12 protein-coding genes and 1 other RNA gene are annotated in these 16,922 nt (G+C 63.6%); 5 read left to right on the top strand and 8 right to left on the bottom strand.

Features of this window, described 5'->3' with window-relative positions:
- Positions 1-6: 6 nt before the first annotated feature.
- The 3 genes from DL86_RS18385 to DL86_RS18375 form a co-directional block, all read right to left on the bottom strand.
- Positions 7-471, bottom strand: coding sequence for a hypothetical protein (locus DL86_RS18385; RefSeq protein WP_036264688.1), 465 nt, complete (start codon positions 469-471; stop codon positions 7-9).
- A gap of 98 nt (positions 472-569) precedes the next feature.
- Positions 570-1,340: a lysophospholipid acyltransferase family protein gene (locus DL86_RS18380; protein ID WP_036264686.1), complete on the bottom strand. Its 771-nt coding sequence runs from the start codon at positions 1,338-1,340 to the stop codon at positions 570-572.
- Positions 1,341-1,686: 346 nt separating this feature from the next.
- Positions 1,687-1,917, bottom strand: a complete 231-nt coding sequence (locus DL86_RS18375; protein WP_036264684.1) for a hypothetical protein — start codon at positions 1,915-1,917, stop codon at positions 1,687-1,689.
- Between the two features lie 161 nt (positions 1,918-2,078).
- Between DL86_RS18375 and DL86_RS18370 the strand changes: the two genes are divergently transcribed.
- Genes DL86_RS18370 through metH form a run of 3 tightly spaced genes read left to right on the top strand, consistent with a single transcriptional unit; the run spans position 2,079 to position 7,747 of the window.
- Positions 2,079-3,089: a metalloregulator ArsR/SmtB family transcription factor gene (locus DL86_RS18370; protein WP_051953746.1), complete on the top strand. Its 1,011-nt coding sequence runs from the start codon at positions 2,079-2,081 to the stop codon at positions 3,087-3,089.
- Positions 3,086-4,003 carry a methylenetetrahydrofolate reductase [NAD(P)H] gene (metF, locus tag DL86_RS18365; RefSeq protein ID WP_036264682.1) on the top strand — a complete coding sequence of 306 codons (918 nt, stop codon included), beginning with the start codon at positions 3,086-3,088 and terminating at the stop codon, positions 4,001-4,003. The genes DL86_RS18370 and metF overlap by 4 nt, the downstream gene beginning before the upstream one ends.
- The gene (gene metH, locus DL86_RS18360) at positions 4,004-7,747 is read left to right on the top strand and encodes a methionine synthase (protein ID WP_036264680.1); all 3,744 of its coding nucleotides are present in this window, start codon (positions 4,004-4,006) and stop codon (positions 7,745-7,747) included.
- A 160-nt stretch (positions 7,748-7,907) separates the two neighbouring features.
- Here the strand turns inward: metH and DL86_RS18355 are convergent, their stop codons facing one another.
- Entirely contained in the window at positions 7,908-8,738 is an 831-nt protein-coding gene (locus DL86_RS18355) for a class I SAM-dependent methyltransferase (RefSeq protein WP_036264678.1), read from the bottom strand.
- A gap of 142 nt (positions 8,739-8,880) precedes the next feature.
- On the bottom strand, positions 8,881-9,189 hold the full coding sequence (locus DL86_RS18350) for a DUF4242 domain-containing protein (RefSeq protein WP_036264676.1): 309 nt from the start codon (positions 9,187-9,189) through the stop codon (positions 8,881-8,883).
- Positions 9,190-9,343: 154 nt separating this feature from the next.
- On the opposite strand from DL86_RS18350, the gene DL86_RS18345 reads away from it, so the two are divergent.
- On the top strand, positions 9,344-10,327 hold the full coding sequence (locus DL86_RS18345; RefSeq protein ID WP_036264674.1) for an AraC family transcriptional regulator: 984 nt from the start codon (positions 9,344-9,346) through the stop codon (positions 10,325-10,327).
- Here DL86_RS18345 and DL86_RS18340 read toward each other — a convergent pair.
- Both DL86_RS18340 and DL86_RS18335 read right to left on the bottom strand, forming a co-directional pair.
- Positions 10,324-11,073, bottom strand: coding sequence for an N-acetylmuramoyl-L-alanine amidase (locus DL86_RS18340; protein ID WP_036264672.1), 750 nt, complete (start codon positions 11,071-11,073; stop codon positions 10,324-10,326). The genes DL86_RS18345 and DL86_RS18340 overlap by 4 nt on opposite strands.
- 9 nt (positions 11,074-11,082) lie before the next feature.
- A complete protein-coding gene (locus DL86_RS18335) occupies positions 11,083-11,412 on the bottom strand; it encodes an LptM family lipoprotein (RefSeq protein ID WP_036264671.1) in 330 nt (109 codons plus the stop codon).
- Between the two features lie 342 nt (positions 11,413-11,754).
- Here DL86_RS18335 and rnpB point away from each other — a divergent pair.
- An RNA gene (gene rnpB / locus DL86_RS18995) (RNase P RNA component class A) lies at positions 11,755-12,142 on the top strand.
- A gap of 51 nt (positions 12,143-12,193) precedes the next feature.
- Here the strand turns inward: rnpB and DL86_RS18330 are convergent.
- Positions 12,194-16,922 (bottom strand): apolipoprotein A-IV repeat region-like domain-containing protein (locus DL86_RS18330; protein WP_036264669.1); only part of this gene is annotated, 4,729 nt, incomplete at its 5' end.

The raw sequence follows: 16,922 nt of genomic DNA, 5'->3' as shown, positions 1-16,922 counted from the left end.
TTGTCATCATGCACTTAGGTCATCGATCGCCGCCCGCCTTGCTTGCGGACTGGCCGCCAGCAGGTGAACATGCCATTCGCTAGCGCCGGCCTCCAAGGCGTCTCTGATGCATTTGGGATCGCCCTCGAATCGTCCATCGCGCCAACAGAGTTCGAAGACCGAGACGCGCGAGCGGCGGCCGCAGGCATCGGCCGTGACCGCGATCGCCACAGCGGCGTTGAATTCCGGCAAGCCGCCTAGCGGACCCTCACAGGATGCCGGAAAGACCGAGCAGACATAGCGCCGCCCCGAAAGGCCGCGCCAAGCGCGGAAGCGCGAGGCCAACGCGCCGCCCGCGAGGCAATCGAGCGGCGCGTTGGCGGCGGCGGAGCGGTCTTGGGGAGGCGTCAACCGCTCGGCATCCGGAAACGTCGGCCGAGCATGGGGCGCGTGGCGGTCGCCGGCGATCTGCAATTGAACGACAATGCCCATAGCCCTATGCCCTGGTCAAAAGATCAGAACAAACATAGAACATTAGAAGGCTTTGTCAACCATGTTCAGGGGGCGTTCTCACGATTTGCCTTGTGCTTTTAGGGAACGGCTGGGCCCAGCCGTTCCGCCAAGGCGTTCTTCAAGGACGGATCGTTGGCGAGCGACTCGGCGATGAGGTCGGCCGTCGCGGCTTCGATCCGATCTTGCAGCAGGCTCATGAAGCCCTGCTTGTCGAGCCCTGGCTGGATCGGCTCGAGGAAGGCGATCACGGCGACGCCGGGCTGGATCGAAAGGCCACGGCGCGGCCAGAACAATCCAGAGTTCAGCGCAACCGGCGCGCAGATGGCCGAGGTCGAGACATAGAGATGGGCGACGCCTGACTTATAGTCGGGCGGAGCGCCTGCGGCCTTGCGCGTGCCCTCCGGAAAAATGAAAATCTGCCGGCCTTTCGCAACGGCTTCGCTGACTTGCTTGGTCAGATCGGCCAAGGCTTGGCCGCGTTTGGCGCGGTCGAGGGCGATTTGCTCGGCGCCTTTGAGATACCAGCCGAATATCGGGATCGACAGCAGTTCGCGCTTGAGCACGTAGCTGAAGTCGCTCGTGATTGTGGTGAGAGCAAGGGTTTCGAGCGTGGACTGATGTTTCGCGGCGATGATGCAGCCGCCTTGCGGCAGATGTTCGAGGCCGCGGAATTCGACTTTGGTCCGGCAGATTTTGTCGAGAAGCCAGATCGATGAGCGCGCCCAGAACCGCGCGAGATTTTGAACGGCGTGGCGACTCAGCAAGAGGACCGGCAGCCCTAAAATCGCGAGAACCGTCGTGAGCAGGTAAAAAAGGAGGATGAAGAGGAGCGAGCGAAGCAAAATCATGCGGGTTCGATCTGTGAGCCAGGCGTCAAAATGAGCGCCCGCCGTGAGGATGCGTCGCGGCGAGCCGGTCCGATCGCGAGGAGGAGCGCAGAGAAATTTATGTGCGCGCCGCTTCCTTATACGGAGGGTCCCCGCGCGTAAAGCGCGGCCGGGTCGCATCGGCGACGCATCGCCGTGAATGCGCTGAGCGCCTCTCAAAACATTGCAAGGAGGATGCCCTCAGGCGCCGTCGCGACGGCGCCCTTTTTGGAGCCGCGATATCGTAAGGCTGGCATCCAACCTATTCTCTCGTTGACGCATGATCTTATTCAAAAAGTCTGAGCCTGCTTGGCGTCATGCCCTACGCTCAGCCTTTCTTGCATTTCGCGCGAAATGCCTTGCGCGCCTCGCCGTGCAGTTTCTTGGCGTCGGCGAGATCCGAACATTCCTTGGCCTTGGCTTTCTTCTCCGCGTCGGTCAGCGCGCTGGGTTTCTCCAGGGTCGCCGCGGGCTTCGGTGCCACAACTTCCGCAACTGCGGCTTGGCCGAGGGAAAAAGCGAAGGCGCCGGCGATAATCCAGGACAGAGCAGTTTTCATTGATGCGACCTTTCGCGTCGAGCGTTGCGATGCGTCCTTACCCTAACCTCCGGCGACGGCCGAACCAAGGCGGAAAAATAAGGTGATGTCCAATTCGAATCTTTACATATAAATATATATGCATGTATAAAGTTTCCTTGGGTCATTGAGGAAGGAGCGCCATGCCTCAGTCCGGACACGCGCCTTTCGACGCCATTCTCGCGGCCTTGACCGCGGCCGGCGAAGCGACGCGCTTGCGTTTGCTCGCCCTTCTCGCGGAAGCGGAGCTGACGGTGAGCGAACTCGTCACCATTCTCGGCCAGTCGCAGCCGCGGGTTTCCCGCCATCTGAAGCTTCTCGCCGAGGCGGGGCTTGTCGAGCGCCATCGCGAAGGCGCCTGGGTTTTCTTTCTCATCGCTCAAAGCGGGCCAGCGGCGGGCTTCGCCCGCGACATCATCGCGCGGCTTGCGCCGGGCGACGCCCATCTCCTCGCGGACCGGGCGCGGCTCGCGGAGGTGCGCCAAGCGCGCGCCGAGCAGGCTGCGCGCTATTTCGCCTCCCATGCGGCAAACTGGGATGAGGTGCGGGCCATGCATATCCCTGAGGAGCGGGTCGAGGCGGCGATCGTCGAGGCCATCGGCGCGCGTCCGGTGCAAACTTTGCTCGATCTTGGAACCGGCGCCGGCCGCATGCTCGAGCTTCTAGCGCCGCTCGCGACCCGCGCGGTTGGGGTCGATCAGTCGCCGCAAATGTTGAGCGGCGCCCGCGTGCGGCTGGAGCGGGCGGGATTGCGCAATGTGCAATTGCGCCAGGGCGATATTTACGCCTTGCCTGTCGAGCCCGACTTCTACGATCTCGTCATCATGCACCAGGTCCTGCATTATCTCGACGATCCCTTGCGCGCAATTCGCGAGGCGACGCGCGCCTTGCGTCCGGGAGGGCGTCTGATCATCGTCGATTTCGCCCCGCATGCGGAGGAGAATCTGCGCGCGGCGCATGCGCATCGGCGGCTTGGCTTTGGCGCCGAGGAGGTCGCGGGATTCTTCGCGGCGGCGGGATTGGAATTTGTCGCAAGGCGCGACCTTGTGCCCGACGCGGCCGAGGGCGGCAAGCTCACGGTTTCTCTGTGGCTTGGCCGCGACCGCCGCATGATCGCCGATCCTCTTCCCTTAACCGCGCGAGAAGTTGCATGAGCGAAAACCTGTCCTGTGATTTTCCGCGCGCGAGTCGCACGCTCTGTCATGACATTCGCGTCTCCTTCGAGTTTTTTCCGCCGAAGACGGAGGCCATGGAGGAGACTCTTTGGGAGTCGATCAATCGCCTTGCGCCGCTGGGGCCAAGCTTCGTCTCGGTCACTTACGGCGCCGGCGGCTCGACCCGCGAGCGCACCCATGCGACGGTCGCGCGCATCGTGCGGGAGACTTCGGTCAAGCCGGCCGCGCATCTCACCTGCGTCGCCGCCGCGCGCGAGGAGATCGACGCCATCGTCCAGGGCTATTGGGACGCCGGAGTTCGCCACATTGTCGCGCTGCGCGGCGACCCGCAAGAGGGCATTGGCTCGAAGTTTCGTCCGCATCCGGACGGCTATGAAAATTCCGCCGCGCTCGTCGCCGGGATCAGGCGGGTCGCCGATTTCGAAGTGTCGGTCAGCGCCTATCCGGAGAGCCATCCCGAAAGCGCCTCGGTCGAGCACGACATCGATGTCTTGCAAGGCAAGATCGAAGCGGGCGCGAGCCGGGCGATCACGCAATTCTTTTTCGAAAACGACATCTACCTCCGCTTTCTCGACAAGGTCCGCGCGCGCGGCATCGATATTCCGATCATTCCGGGCATCGTGCCGGTGCAAAGCTTCAAGCAAACCGCGCGTTTCGCCAAGCAGGCCGGGGCCAGCGTTCCGCAATGGCTGGCCGATCGTTTCGAGGGCCTCGACGATGATCCGCAGACGCGCCGCCTCGTCGCCGCGACGGTCGCCGCCGAACAGGTCCTCGATCTCGTCGATCATGGCGTCAGGGATTTTCATTTCTACACGATGAACCGCGCCGATCTCGTCTATGCGATCTGCCATCTTTTGGGGCTTCGGCCGAAACTCGAGCAAAAGGCCGCCTGAATGACCGCCCCATTGAACGGAGACGATATCCGCAAGGCGTTCCTGGCCGCCGCGCGCGAGCGCATTCTTGTGCTCGATGGCGCGATGGGCACGATGATCCAGCAGCACAAGTTCAGCGAGGCCGACTTCCGCGGCGAGCGCTTCAAGGACTGGCCGAGCGATCTGCGCGGCAACAATGATCTCTTGAGCCTCACCCAGCCGGACGCGATCAAGGCGATTCATCTCGCTTATCTGGAGGCGGGCGCCGACATTATCGGGACCAATACATTTAATTCGACGGCGATCTCGCAGGCCGACTACGGCATGGAGGCGCTGGTCGGCGAGTTGAATTTCGCGGCGGCGCGGCTCGCCCGCGAGGCGGCTGACGCGGCCGAGCAAAAGGATGGCCTGCGCCGCTTCGTCGCCGGGGCGCTCGGGCCGACGAGCCGCACCGCTTCGATTTCTCCCGACGTCAACAATCCCGGCTTTCGCGCCGTGAGTTTCGACGATCTGCGCGCCACCTACGCGGAAGCCGCGCGCGCCCTGATCGAAGGCGGCGCCGATATTCTGATCGTCGAGACCATCTTCGACACGTTGAACGCCAAGGCGGCGCTCGCCGCCATCGACGATGTGTTCAAGTCGGTTGGCGCAACCTTGCCGATCATGATCTCGGGGACCATTACGGACCTTTCAGGCCGCACCTTGTCGGGCCAGACGCCGACTGCGTTCTGGCATTCGCTGCGCCACGCCAATCCTTTGACCATCGGGCTCAATTGCGCCCTTGGCGCGCGCGAGATGCGCGCCCATCTCGCCGAAATTTCACGGATCGCCGACACGCTGGTCTGCGCCTATCCGAACGCCGGCTTGCCGAATGAATTTGGGCTCTACGATGAGAGCCCCGAATATATGGCCTCGCTCGTTGGCGAATTCGCCGAGGCCGGTCTCGTCAATGTCATTGGCGGCTGTTGCGGCACGACGCCGCCGCATATTCATGCGATCGCCAAAAGGGTGAAGGGAGTGGCGCCGCGCGCAATCCCCGTCATCGAGCCTTTGCTGCGGCTGTCGGGACTCGAGCCATTCGTGCTCACCCATGACATTCCCTTCGTCAACATCGGCGAGCGCACCAATGTCACCGGCTCGGCCAAATTCCGCAAGCTGATCAAGGAAGGCGATTTTTCGGCGGCGCTCGATGTCGCCCGCGATCAGGTGGCGATGGGCGCGCAGGTTATCGACGTCAATATGGACGAAGGCCTTCTCGATTCGGAAAAGGCGATGGTCGAGTTCTTGAATCTCGTCGCCGCCGAGCCCGACATTGCGCGGGTGCCGGTGATGATCGATTCGTCCAAATTCGCGGTCATTGAAGCCGGGCTCAAGTGTGTGCAGGGCAAGGGGATCGTCAATTCGATTTCGATGAAGGAGGGCGTCGAAAAATTCATTCATGACGCCAGAACCGTGCGCGCCTATGGCGCCGCGGTCGTGGTCATGGCGTTCGATGAACTGGGCCAGGCCGACACGCTGGAGCGCAAGGTCGAGATTTCCTCCCGCGCCTATAAAATCCTGACCGAGGAAGTCGGCTTTCCGCCAGAGGACATTATCTTCGATCCGAATGTCTTCGCGGTCGCGACCGGCATCGAAGAGCACAATAATTACGGCGTCGATTTCATCGAAGCTGCGCGCGAAATTCGCAAACGGTTTCCGCTCGTCCATATTTCCGGCGGCGTCTCGAATCTCTCCTTCTCGTTTCGCGGCAACGAGCCGGTGCGCCAGGCCATGCATTCGGTGTTTCTGTATCACGCCATCGGCGCCGGCATGGATATGGGCATCGTCAACGCCGGCCAGCTTTCGGTCTATGCTGAGATCGACCCAGAGCTGCGCGAGGCTTGCGAAGACGTCGTCCTCAACCGCCGCGCCGACTCCACCGAACGATTGCTGACGCTGGCGGAGAATTACAAAGGGCAGGGCGTCGAAAGGCAGGAAAAAAATCTCGCCTGGCGCGAGGAGCCGGTCGCCAAGCGGCTCGAACATGCGCTCGTCAACGGCATTACCGAATTCATCGATGTGGATGTGGAGGAAGCGCGGGCGCTGTCCACGCGGACGCTCGACGTCATCGAAGGCCCCTTGATGGCCGGCATGAATGTCGTCGGCGATCTGTTTGGCTCGGGAAAAATGTTTCTGCCGCAGGTCGTCAAATCGGCGCGGGTGATGAAACAGGCCGTCGCTTATCTCCTGCCTTTCATGGATGAGGAAAAGCGCCTCACTGGCGGCGGCGAGCGCTCCAGCGCCGGCAAGATCTTGATGGCGACGGTCAAGGGCGATGTCCATGACATCGGCAAAAACATCGTCGGCGTCGTGCTCGCCTGCAACAATTATGAAATCATCGATCTCGGCGTCATGGTTCCGGCGGCGAAAATCCTCGCTACGGCGCGCGCCGAAAAGGTCGACGCCATCGGGCTGTCCGGCCTCATCACGCCCTCTCTGGATGAAATGTGTTTCGTCGCCGCCGAGATGGAGCGTGAAGGCTTTGACCTGCCGTTGCTGATCGGAGGAGCGACGACGAGCCGGGTCCATACCGCGGTCAAGATTCACCCCAACTACATAAAGGGCCAGGCAGTCTACGTCACCGACGCCAGCCGCGCCGTCGGCGTCGTCCAATCGCTTCTCTCGCCGCAGTCCCGCGCGTCGGCCATCGAGGGGGTTCGGGCCGAATATGGCAAGGTGGCGGAGGCGCATCGCCGCTCGGAGGCCGACAAGCAACGCCTGCCGTTGGTGAAGGCGCGCGCCAATGCATTAAAGCCCGACTGGGCGAACTACGCGCCGCCGCGCCCGATTTTCACCGGCACGCGGGTGTTTCGCACTTACGATGTCGCCGAACTTGTTCCCTATATCGATTGGACGCCGTTCTTTCAGACCTGGGAAATGCGCGGCCGCTATCCGGCGATTTTGGACGATCCCAACCAGGGCCAAGCGGCGATGCAGCTTTTCGAGGATGCGCAGGCGATGCTGAAACGCGTCGTCGAGGAACATTGGTTCGATCCCAAAGCGGTCATCGGCTTCTGGCCGGCCAATGCGATAGGCGACGATATCGCGCTCTATACGGGCGAATCGCGCGCCGAAAAGCTGGCCGTCTTCCACAGCTTGCGGCAGCAATTGCTGCGGCGCGATGGGCGGCCCAATGTGGCGCTCGCCGATTTTCTCGCCCCGGCCGAGAGCGGCAAGGCGGATTATATCGGCGGTTTCGTCGTCACCTCCGGCGCGCAGGAAGGCAAGATCGCCGACCGTTTCGCCAAGGCGAACGATGATTACGGCTCGATCATGGTGAAAGCCCTAGCCGATCGCATCGCGGAAGCTTTCGCCGAGCGGATGCATGAGCGGGTGCGGCGCGAATTCTGGGCCTATGCGGCCGATGAAACCTTGACCAATGAGGAGCGCCTCGCCGAGGATTATCGCGGCATTCGCCCGGCGCCCGGCTATCCGGCGCAGCCCGATCACACTGAAAAGGCGACCCTGTTCAGTCTGCTCGAGGCGGAGCGGCGGATCGGCGTCGCGCTGACCGAGAGCTATGCGATGTGGCCTGGCGCTTCGGTGTCGGGCCTCTATCTCGCCCATCCCGACGCGCATTATTTTGGCGTCGCGAAGATCGAACGCGATCAGGTCGAGGATTACGCTCGCCGCAAGGGGATGAGCGTCAACGAGGTCGAGCGCTGGCTCGCGCCGGTGCTGAATTACGATCCGGCGGCGCTGGAGGAGGCCGCGGCGGCGGAGTGAGCGAGCAAGGATCTCCTAAGGATAACCCGCCGATCATCAACCTGCGGCTTGCCCAAAGGGGACTGTCGATCATGCAAGCGCCGCGGACGCAATCCTTTTCTATTTGGGTCACATTCAAGAGGGCGAACGCGGCGCGTCCGCCGCGCCTCTATGCCTGGGATCAGCTCTTTTTGGTGATGACCGCTTCGAGATATTCGCTGGGGACGACCAGCGCGCCGTCCTCGGCGACGTTGAATTTGTCGAGGAGCGCATAGAGATCGGCCTCAAGCGCCTCGCGCGCCTCCGGATCGATCGCCGCGAAGGCCTTCACGATCGGGCCGTAGTAGCTGCGGAACGTCTCGACCCAATGCTCAGGCGACTTATAGCGGAAGACAAAGTTCCTGCTCTTTGCCGCGACGGTCGCGCTCGAGCCGAACAGCGTTTCAAGATGCGCCATGCTGCCCCAAAGCGCCGGCGACTTCACGCCGGGCGCAGGGGGAACATATTTGCCGATGGTTTTGAACAATTGGCCGATGAAGCTCCCCGGCGTCCAGTTGGCCATTCCGATCTTACCGCCCGGGCGGCAGACGCGCATAAGTTCGCTTGCGGCTTGTTGCTGATTTGGCGTGAACATGACGCCAAAGGTTGAAAGGACGACATCGAAGCTTGCATCTGCGAAGGGAAGAGCTTCCGCATCGGCTTCCTGAAACGTGACCGGCAGGCGGTCGGCTTTGGCGCGTTCGCGCCCGCGCTCGAGAAGCGCGCCGACATAGTCCGTCGACACGACGTCGGCAAAGCGGCGGGCCGCGGCGAGCGTCGCATTGCCGTTGCCGGCGGCGACATCGAGGACGCGCTGGTTGCTGCGGAGATCGACGGCCTCGCAGAGCATTTCGCCGACGATCTGCAACGACGTGCCTATTATGGCGTAGTCGCCGGAAGCCCAGGCCGCCTGCTGGCGGCTCTTGATCGCAGCGAGATCAATGGTGGCGGGGGTGGTCGCTTGAACGTTCATTATCTTATTCCTTCTTTGAGGATGGCAACCGCATTTTCTTCAGGAACGGACGCTCAATTGTCGTAAACTTTGATGCGCTGTCGCCCGCCGGCCGAGGATCTCGGCGCAAGCCGCCCCCGTCGAGCGTTCGGCGGGCGCGATCTCAGGCGGAGGCGCTTGCCTCGGCCTCGGCCGGGTCGTCGCGGATGACGACGGTGTCGACGACCGGGAAAATCTGGTCGCCGGGCATGCCGACCCGCCGGGCATGTTCGCGGATCGATTCGGGATCCTGCGCCTGGTAGACGCAGAATGTCCCAATCCGACCGTCGGGCTCCTTGACCACATAGCTGCGGATCCAGCGAACGCGGTCGGGCATCTCCTCATTGCCGATCTTGGACGACTTGGCGCCGGCGACTTCGAGTTCCTGCGCGTTTGCCCAGGCGCCGGGGCGGCGAATGACATAGAGATCCATGATTTTCCTCCTATTTGAATGGGTCGTATTCTAGGATTTGTCGCAGCGCGTGCGAATGACCCGGCGTCCGCAATGCTTGACGCGGCGTCGGGAATTCTTAACGTCGCTTGATAGGGCGTCCCGTTCACTTGCTCGGGCGTCCGACGGAGCCCTAATGGCAGCGGACGCGCTATCGGATGTATTGCGAACGGTGCGGCTGACTGGCGCGACGTTCTTTGACGTCGTGGCCAAGGCGCCGTGGGTCGCCGAGTCGCCGCCGCGGGAGATCATCCTGCCAAAAATCCTGCCGGGCGCCGAGCATCTGATCGCGTATCATGTGATCACCGAAGGTCGCTGCTTCGCCAATATCGTCGGCGGGGGGCCGATCGCACTCGAAGCCGGCGAAGTCATCGTCTTCACCAAAGGCGATCCGCATGTCATGTCGAGCAGTCCCGGCATGCGCGTCGATCCCGTGGCCCCGGGCGCGCTCGACGCCGCCGCCGGCAGCCAATTGCCGTTCTTCATCAGCTATGGCGGCGACGGGCCAACCTCGGCCAAGCTTGTCTGCGGCTTCCTTGCCTGCGACGCCCAGCCGTTCAATCCGCTTCTCGACAACCTGCCGCCGGTCATCAAGGCGGGAGACCCGCGGGGCGGCGATGCGGGCTGGCTTGGCCAGTTGATCCGTCTCGCGATGATCGAATCGGCGGACAAGCGCGCTGGCGGCGAAAGCGTGTTGGCCAGGCTGAGCGAGTTGATGTTCATCGAGGTGATTCGTCGGCATCTCGAGGCCCTGCCGCCAGAACAGGCGGGATGGCTGGCCGGTCTGCGCGATCCATTCGTCGGCAAGGCGTTGTCGCTGATGCATTCAGGGCCGGCGCGTAACTGGACGATTGAGGATCTGGCCAAGGATGTGGGGCTTTCGCGCTCCGTGCTGGCGGAGCGTTTCGCCGATCTCGTTGGCATGCCGCCGATGCACTATCTCGCCAAATGGCGGATGCAGATCGCTTCAGGCCTTCTGAGCGGCGGCGCCAATATTGCCGCCGTCGCGGCTGAAACCGGCTACGGATCCGAGGCGGCCTTCAGCCGCGCTTTCAAGAAGATCGTGGGGACGCCACCCTCGGCCTGGCGTCGCCGCCTTGGGAATGAAGCCAGACCTTAGCTCTTCGGCCGCGCCGCGATCACTTTTCGAAGGGTCTCGATCGTCGACTGATCCGCGATCCCATCGACGCGCTCCGGCCGGAAATGGCGCTGGAAAGCGCCGACGATGGTTTCCGTCTTGGTTCCATAGAGGCCGGTGATGTTCAGGCCATAGCCATAGATGGCGAGCATGGATTGCAGCGATTCGACAGGGATCCCTTGCGCGCCGCGCTCCAGCCGCGGTCCGTCTTCAAGCGGGCAGGGTGCCACATAATGGCCGACTCCGCTCTTGGCCAATTTCTCCCAGGGAAAATATTCGCCCGGATCAATCTTGCGGTCGGGCGAAATATCCGAATGGGCGAGCACGCGCTGGGGAGCGATGCGCCAGCGGGCGATAATGTCCTGGCAGAGCGCGATGACGGTCGCGATCTGCGCCGATGGATATTCGGGCGAGCCTCCCCGGTGGCCTGGATTGGCGATCTCGATCCCGATCGAGACATCGTTCATGTCTCGCTCGCCGGCCCAATAGCTGCGGCCCGCATGCCAGGCCCGCCGCGCTTCCGGCACGAGCTGCAGGAGTTGTCCATCCTCGAACACGAGATAATGCGATGAAACCTGGGCGATCGGATCGCAGAGCTGCCGCAAGGCGGCCTCTCCGGTTGGCAGCCCGGTATAATGTAGGATGATAGCGTCTGGCGTCCGGCCCTTGCGCTCGCCGTGGTTCGGCGAGGGGTGGAGCAACGCGGGAAAAGAACTGTCTGGTTTCAATCGACGTGATCAATAGCCGTAATAAGCCGTGCAGACGGGATTGCCATAGGCGTCATAGCCGACCTGCGCGCAACGGGGCGGCGGCGGGGGATAATAGCCGGGCGGAGGCGGCGGAGGAACCGGACGGGTATTTGCGCCGACGATAGCGCCGGTCGCGGCGCCAAGCACCCCGCCGGCGACCGCCGCGCCGACGCCGCCCCCGGTGGCGGCGCCAAGCGCAGCGCCGGTCGCGCCGCCAATCGCCGCGCCGCTGCCGGCGCGCTGTTCAGGCGTATAGCCACATCCCGCGAGGGTGAAAGACGCAGCGGCCAGCGCCGCCAGAGGGAAAATCTTCTTCATGCCAAGTCCTATAGCGTTGCTGATCGCTCCACCCCGTCGGCCTAGTCATCCTAGGCGATGGGCGCGGTCAAGCCCGAATGCGCGCTTCGGTTGTGGATTTCATGATGACGCGGCATTTGCGCCACACATTAGAGCATGTCCCGAAAAAGTTGCTCGATTCTTTCGATATTGAGACATCGGATATATCCGATGTCTCATGAGGACATGCTCCAACTCTTTGAATTTGAATGACTCCTTCCCGATCACGTCATTCTACGTGATCGGGAAGCGCTTTAGAATGAGGCGTCTGATTGTGAAAGAGTTGGATTGACGATCAGGCGCCGCGCGCCTATGTGGCAAGCGCCAGCCGGCCGGATGGCCGCCGCATCAGCGCGGAGGAAAGTCCGGGCTCCATGGAGACACGGTGCCGGATAACGTCCGGCGGGGGCGACCCCAGGGAAAGCGCCACAGAAAACAAACCACCTTCAGGCTCGCGCCTTAAGGCAAGGGTGAAACGGTGCGGTAAGAGCGCACCGCGCGCATGGCGACATGGGCGGCACGGCAAGCCCCACCGGGAGCAAAACCGAATAGGGGTGACGCAAGGCCTATTGGCCTTAGGTCCGTCTCCGGATCGTCGCCCGGGTTGGTTGCTTGAGACGGCCGGCAACGGCCGTCCCAGAGGAATGGCCATCACGCGTGCGGGGACCCCCCGCGCGCCATACAGAACCCGGCTTACAGGCCGGCTGGCGACTATACCAACAAAACCGGGGCCGCGCGGCCAAGCCGCGTCGATCGGGTTTGCTCAGCCGAGCCGCCCCGCGGCATGGGCGAGCATCGTGTAGACCTTGCCGGTTTCCGACGTGAGATAGGTCCGCGTCACGGCTTCGTCGTGATTGTCGCGGCCAAGTTCGCCCAACAGCCGTTCGAACTCCTGGACATAGCGATCGACGGTATTGTGGAACTCCGGGTCGAGCCGGTAGCGGCGGCGGACTTCCTCGAAGGTCTGCGGCCCCCTGCCGATATAGATCCGCTTCGAAAAAGCGTTAGCCTCGCCACGGCGATAGCGGTCCCAGGCGTCGGCGGCGGCATTATGGTCGATCATCCGGGCGACATCGAGGGACAGCGTTTCGAGGGGCTGCGTGGGCTGTGGGATTTTCGCCGCGATCCCCGGCGCTTCGGCTGGCTCCTCGCTTGAAGCGCGGGCGAGAAGATCGGAGAGCCAGCCGCCGCGTTCGGAGGGCTGACCCTGGGCCGGACGCGCCGGGGCCGGGGCTGGCTGGCGTCGCGGCTCGGGCTGAGCCGCGGGAGCGCGCGCGGCTTCAGGCGGGCGCGGCGGCTCCACGCGCCGTGCGGGAGCTTGCGCGGCGCCGGCATGGGGTGGGGTCGAGACGTCGAAGGCGCGGCCGGAGCGGGTGACGATTTCGCTCAATTCCTCAAGCGCCTTGATCTGATCGGCGACGACCCGGCGCATCGAGGCGGCCTGCTGCGCCGTTTCTTGCGGCAAGTCGGCCGTATTGGCGCGCAAGGCTTCGCGCGTGGCTTCGAGCTCCTGCTGGATCTTGCGCGACATGTCGCGAATTTCCCCAGCGGCGGATTGGAAACGTTGCGTGGATTGCCCGAAGATGCTGTCAAGTTCGGCATTGGCCTGTTCGCTGGCCGCGCGCAGCGTCGCCGCCATGCGCTCGCGCTCCTGCCCGATATTGGCGCGGATGTCGGCGAATTGCCGGTCGATCGTTCCGCCGGCCGATTGCGAGGTCTCGGCCAGGAAGGCGCCGATGTCGCGGGCGCGCGTTTCGGCATTCTCGAACGCGTTCTCGACAAGCGCGGCGAAGGAGCCCATCACGCTCTCGAAGTCGTCGCGGCGCTCTTTGATGCTTTGCAGCAATGTCTCGAGCGAAGTGCGGCGGGCGTCGAGCATTCGGTCGAGTTCGCCTTGCGAACGGGCAAGTTCGCCGGCCGAGGCGGCCAGGCTTTCCCTGTGGCCGGCGATCGTCTCGGCGAGGCTGCCGGCTTCGCCGAGCGTATTTCCGGCCGCCCGATTGAATTGATCGACCTCGTTGGTGATATTGGCGAGCATCGCCCGGAAATCATCCATGCGGTCATTCAGCGAATGCTCGACGGCGGCGAAATCGGCGCCGGCGGCGGCAATCGCATTTTGCAGCGACGAACTGCTGGTGACGAGCCGATCGACGACCTCGGTCATCTCGGTCCGCAACGTTGCGTTGGCGTCGATGAGGGCGCCGATCGAGGCCGCGGCGCCGGATTCGATGGCGGAGCGCAAACCGTCCGAAGATTGGTCGATCGCCGCGGTGAGCTCGCTTTGCTTGCGCCCAAGGTGTTGAACGATGGCCGCTCCGCGGCCTTCGATGGTTTGGGTGACGATCTCGCCGATGTTGGTCATCTCGCGGGTGATTTCGTTGCCGCGCGCCGAAAGGAGTTCGACGAGCCGCTGGCCGCGCGTGTCGAAAAGTTCGTGCAGATCGCTCGAACGCTCCGTCAGGGCGGCCTGCAATTGTTGCCCCGGTCCGCTCAATGCGCCCTCAAGCTCGGCCAGCCGGGTCGCCAGGGCGATGCTGATCTCATTGACCCGCGCGGCGAGGGATTCGCCGATCTGTTCGGCCCGCAGCGCGAGCGTCGTGTCAAGATCCTCGGTCGCCTGCGAAACAGTGTCCTTGATCTCCTCGGCGCGGCCGGAAAGCAATTCGCCGAGATGACCCGATTCGCGATCGAGCGCGGCATTGATATTGCCGGCGTGAAGGCCAAGCGTCTGGTCGATCTCGCTTGTCCGCGCCGCGATATTGTCGGCGACGGCGCGGCCCCGCGCATCGAGCTCGCCGGAGACCGCGTCGAGGCGGCCGACGACGCGCTCCTCGAATTGGGTGATGCGTCCGTCGAGAGTGTCGGCGATCGCGGTCGCGTGTCCGCCCAGCGTCGCATTGATTTCGTCGGCTTTCGCGGCGAGCGTTTCGGCCAGCGCGTTCGAGCGCGTCGTGAGCACGGCGCCGATTTCCGTCGCCTTCTCATCGAGGGTGTGGATCACGTTTCGGCCGCCGTCGCCGAACGCATTGGCTATGTCGAGCGCGCGGTCGCTGAGGGTGTCGTTGAGCGTCTTGGCGCGCGCCTCAAGGTCCTGATCGACGCGGTTGGCGAGCGTCTCCAGCGTCTCGGTAATCTGCCGCGTCTTGGAGGATGTCCGCGTTTCGAAGGCGTCGATCTGCGTCTCCAACGCCTCGGCTGTTTCAAGCGCGCGCATCGCAAGCCTGTCGTTGAGGTCGCCGCCATGCACGGTCAGCGTGTGCTCGATGGCGCCGAGACGGTCGGCGAGGGTGGCGGTGAAGCGCTCGGCGTTCTCGCCGATGCTGTTGGCGAAGGCGCCGCCGTGGCCGATGAACGTGTCTTCGAACATCGCGAGACGATCGGAGAGCACTTCATTGATCCGGTCGCTGTGGGTCGCGATCGCATTGATCGACTCGTTCGCGGTCTCGGCGAAGCGGTCGTTGAGGTCGTTTGCGTGATAGCCGATCGATGCGATTGCCTGTTGCGAGGTGGCGTCAAAGCTCTCCTGAAGCGCCCCGATATGGCCGGCAAAGGCCGTGATCGCGTCCTGCGCTTTCGCCGCGAGCTGTTCGCTCATCTCATTTGTATGGCTTGAAATGGCGCCGAACGTTTCGCCAAGCGCCGAGGCGAGGCGTTCATGCAAGGCTTCGGCGTGGCTGGCGAAAGCGGTGGCGGACTCCCGGCCGGTCGCATCCAGGCGATCGCTCAACTGTTCGGAGTAGCCAGACAGCACGCCGAGGGTTTCGCCGAGCGTTGAGGCGAGGCGGGATTGCAGCGCTTCGGTATGGCCGGAGAGCGCCGCGACCGAATGTTGCGCGGTGGCTTCCAGGCGCTCGCTCATGCGGTCCGAATGAGCGGTGAGGGCGCCAAGGGTCTCGCCAAGCGTTGACTCCAGGCGCGCGTGCAGGGCCTCGGTCCCGTCGGTGAAGGCAGTGACGGAATGCTGGGCGGTTTCCTCCAAGCGCGCGCTCATCTGCTCGGAATGGGCGGTGAGCGCGCCAAGCGTTTCGCCAAGCGTCGCGTTCAGGCGCGCATGCAGCGATTCGGTCTGGCCTGTGAAAGCGGTGGCCGAATGCTGGGCGGTCTCCTCCAAGCGCGCGCTCATCTCCTGCGAATGGGCGGTGAGCGCGCCAAGGGTCTCGCTGAGCGTCGAATTCAGGCGCTGATGCAGGGCTTCGGTCCCGCCGGTGAAAGCGGTGACGGAGTGCTGCGCGGTCTCTTCCAGGCGCGCGCCGATCTGTTCCGAATGGGCGGTGAGTGCGCCAAGCGTCGCGTTGAGGCGCGCGTGCAAGGATTCGGTCTGGCCGGCGAGAGCGGCGACCGAATGCTGTGCGGTCTCCTGCAGACGCGCGCTCACCTGCTCCGAATGGGAGGTGAGAGTCCCGAGAATGTCGCCGAGCGTCGCGGTCAGCCGCGATTGAAGGGATTCGGTCTCTCCGGAGAGCGCGGCGGCGGATTGCGCCGCGGTCGCCGCAAGACGTTGGTTGATCTGGTCCGAATGGTCGCTCAACGCGCCAAGGGTTTCGCTGACCGTCGTATTCAGGCGCTCATGCAAGGCTTCGGTGCGTTCGGTAAATACGCCGACGGAATGCGCTGTGGCTTCAAGGCGCGCGCTCATGTGCTCCGAATGGTCGGTAAGGACGCCGAGGGTCTCGCGGACCGTTGAAGCCAGCCGCGTTTGAAGCGCTTCGGTATGGCCCGAGAGCGCCGCGACCGAATGCTGCGCGGTCTCTTCCAGGCTCGCGCTCATCTGCTCCGAATGAGCGGTGAGGGCGCCAAGGGTTTCGCTGAGCGTTGATTCCAGGCGCTCGTGCAAGGATTCGGTCTGGCCGGCGAAAGCGGCGACAGAATACTGAGCGGTCTCTTCCAGGCTCGCGCTCATCTGCTCCGAATGAGCGGTGAGGGCGCCAAGGGTTTCGCTGAGCGTTGATTCCAGGCGTTCGTGCAGGGATTCGGCCCCACCGGTGAAAGCGGTGACGGAATGCTGCGCGGTCTCTTCCAGGCGGACGCTGATTTGTTCCGAATGGGCGGTGAGGGCGCCAAGGGTTTCGCTGAGCGTTGATTCCAGGCGTTCGTGCAGGGATTCGGCCCCACCGGTGAAAGCGGTGACGGAATGCTGCGCGGTCTCTTCCAGGCGGACGCTGATTTGTTCCGAATGGGCGGTGAGGGCGCCAAGGGTTTCGCTGAGCGTCGCATTGAGGCGCTGATGCAGGGCTTCGGTCCCGCCGGTGAAAGCGGTGACGGAATGCCGCGCGGTTTCTTGCAGGCGGGCGCTGATTTGGTCCGAATGGGCGGTGAGAGCGCCAAGGGTTTCGCTGAGCGTTGACTCCAGGCGCTGATGCAGCGCCTCGGTCCCGCCGGTGAAAGTGGTGACCGAATGCTGCGCGGTCTCCTCCAAGCGCGTGCTCATCTGCTCCGAATGGGCGGTGAGGGCGCCAAGGGTTTCGCTGAGCGTCGCATTGAGGCGCTGGTGC

Source organism: Methylocapsa aurea (assembly GCF_000746085.1).
Lineage (GTDB): Bacteria > Pseudomonadota > Alphaproteobacteria > Rhizobiales > Beijerinckiaceae > Methylocapsa > Methylocapsa aurea.
The sequence above is the reverse complement of the archived record's forward strand: the minus strand, read 5'-3'. Positions and strand labels throughout refer to the sequence as shown.

Bases quoted from the DNA above. Each gene is read 5' to 3' on its own strand.
- DL86_RS18345 (WP_036264674.1), top strand. From the start codon at position 9,344: ATGGCAGCGGACGCGCTATCGGATGTATTGCGAACGGTGCGGCTGACT.
- DL86_RS18350 (WP_036264676.1), bottom strand. From the start codon at position 9,189: ATGGATCTCTATGTCATTCGCCGCCCCGGCGCCTGGGCAAACGCGCAG.
- DL86_RS18375 (WP_036264684.1), bottom strand. From the start codon at position 1,917: ATGAAAACTGCTCTGTCCTGGATTATCGCCGGCGCCTTCGCTTTTTCC.
- metF (WP_036264682.1), top strand. From the start codon at position 3,086: ATGAGCGAAAACCTGTCCTGTGATTTTCCGCGCGCGAGTCGCACGCTC.
- DL86_RS18385 (WP_036264688.1), bottom strand. From the start codon at position 471: ATGGGCATTGTCGTTCAATTGCAGATCGCCGGCGACCGCCACGCGCCC.
- metH (WP_036264680.1), top strand. From the start codon at position 4,004: ATGACCGCCCCATTGAACGGAGACGATATCCGCAAGGCGTTCCTGGCC.
- DL86_RS18380 (WP_036264686.1), bottom strand. From the start codon at position 1,340: ATGATTTTGCTTCGCTCGCTCCTCTTCATCCTCCTTTTTTACCTGCTC.
- DL86_RS18370 (WP_051953746.1), top strand. From the start codon at position 2,079: ATGCCTCAGTCCGGACACGCGCCTTTCGACGCCATTCTCGCGGCCTTG.
- DL86_RS18355 (WP_036264678.1), bottom strand. From the start codon at position 8,738: ATGAACGTTCAAGCGACCACCCCCGCCACCATTGATCTCGCTGCGATC.
- DL86_RS18335 (WP_036264671.1), bottom strand. From the start codon at position 11,412: ATGAAGAAGATTTTCCCTCTGGCGGCGCTGGCCGCTGCGTCTTTCACC.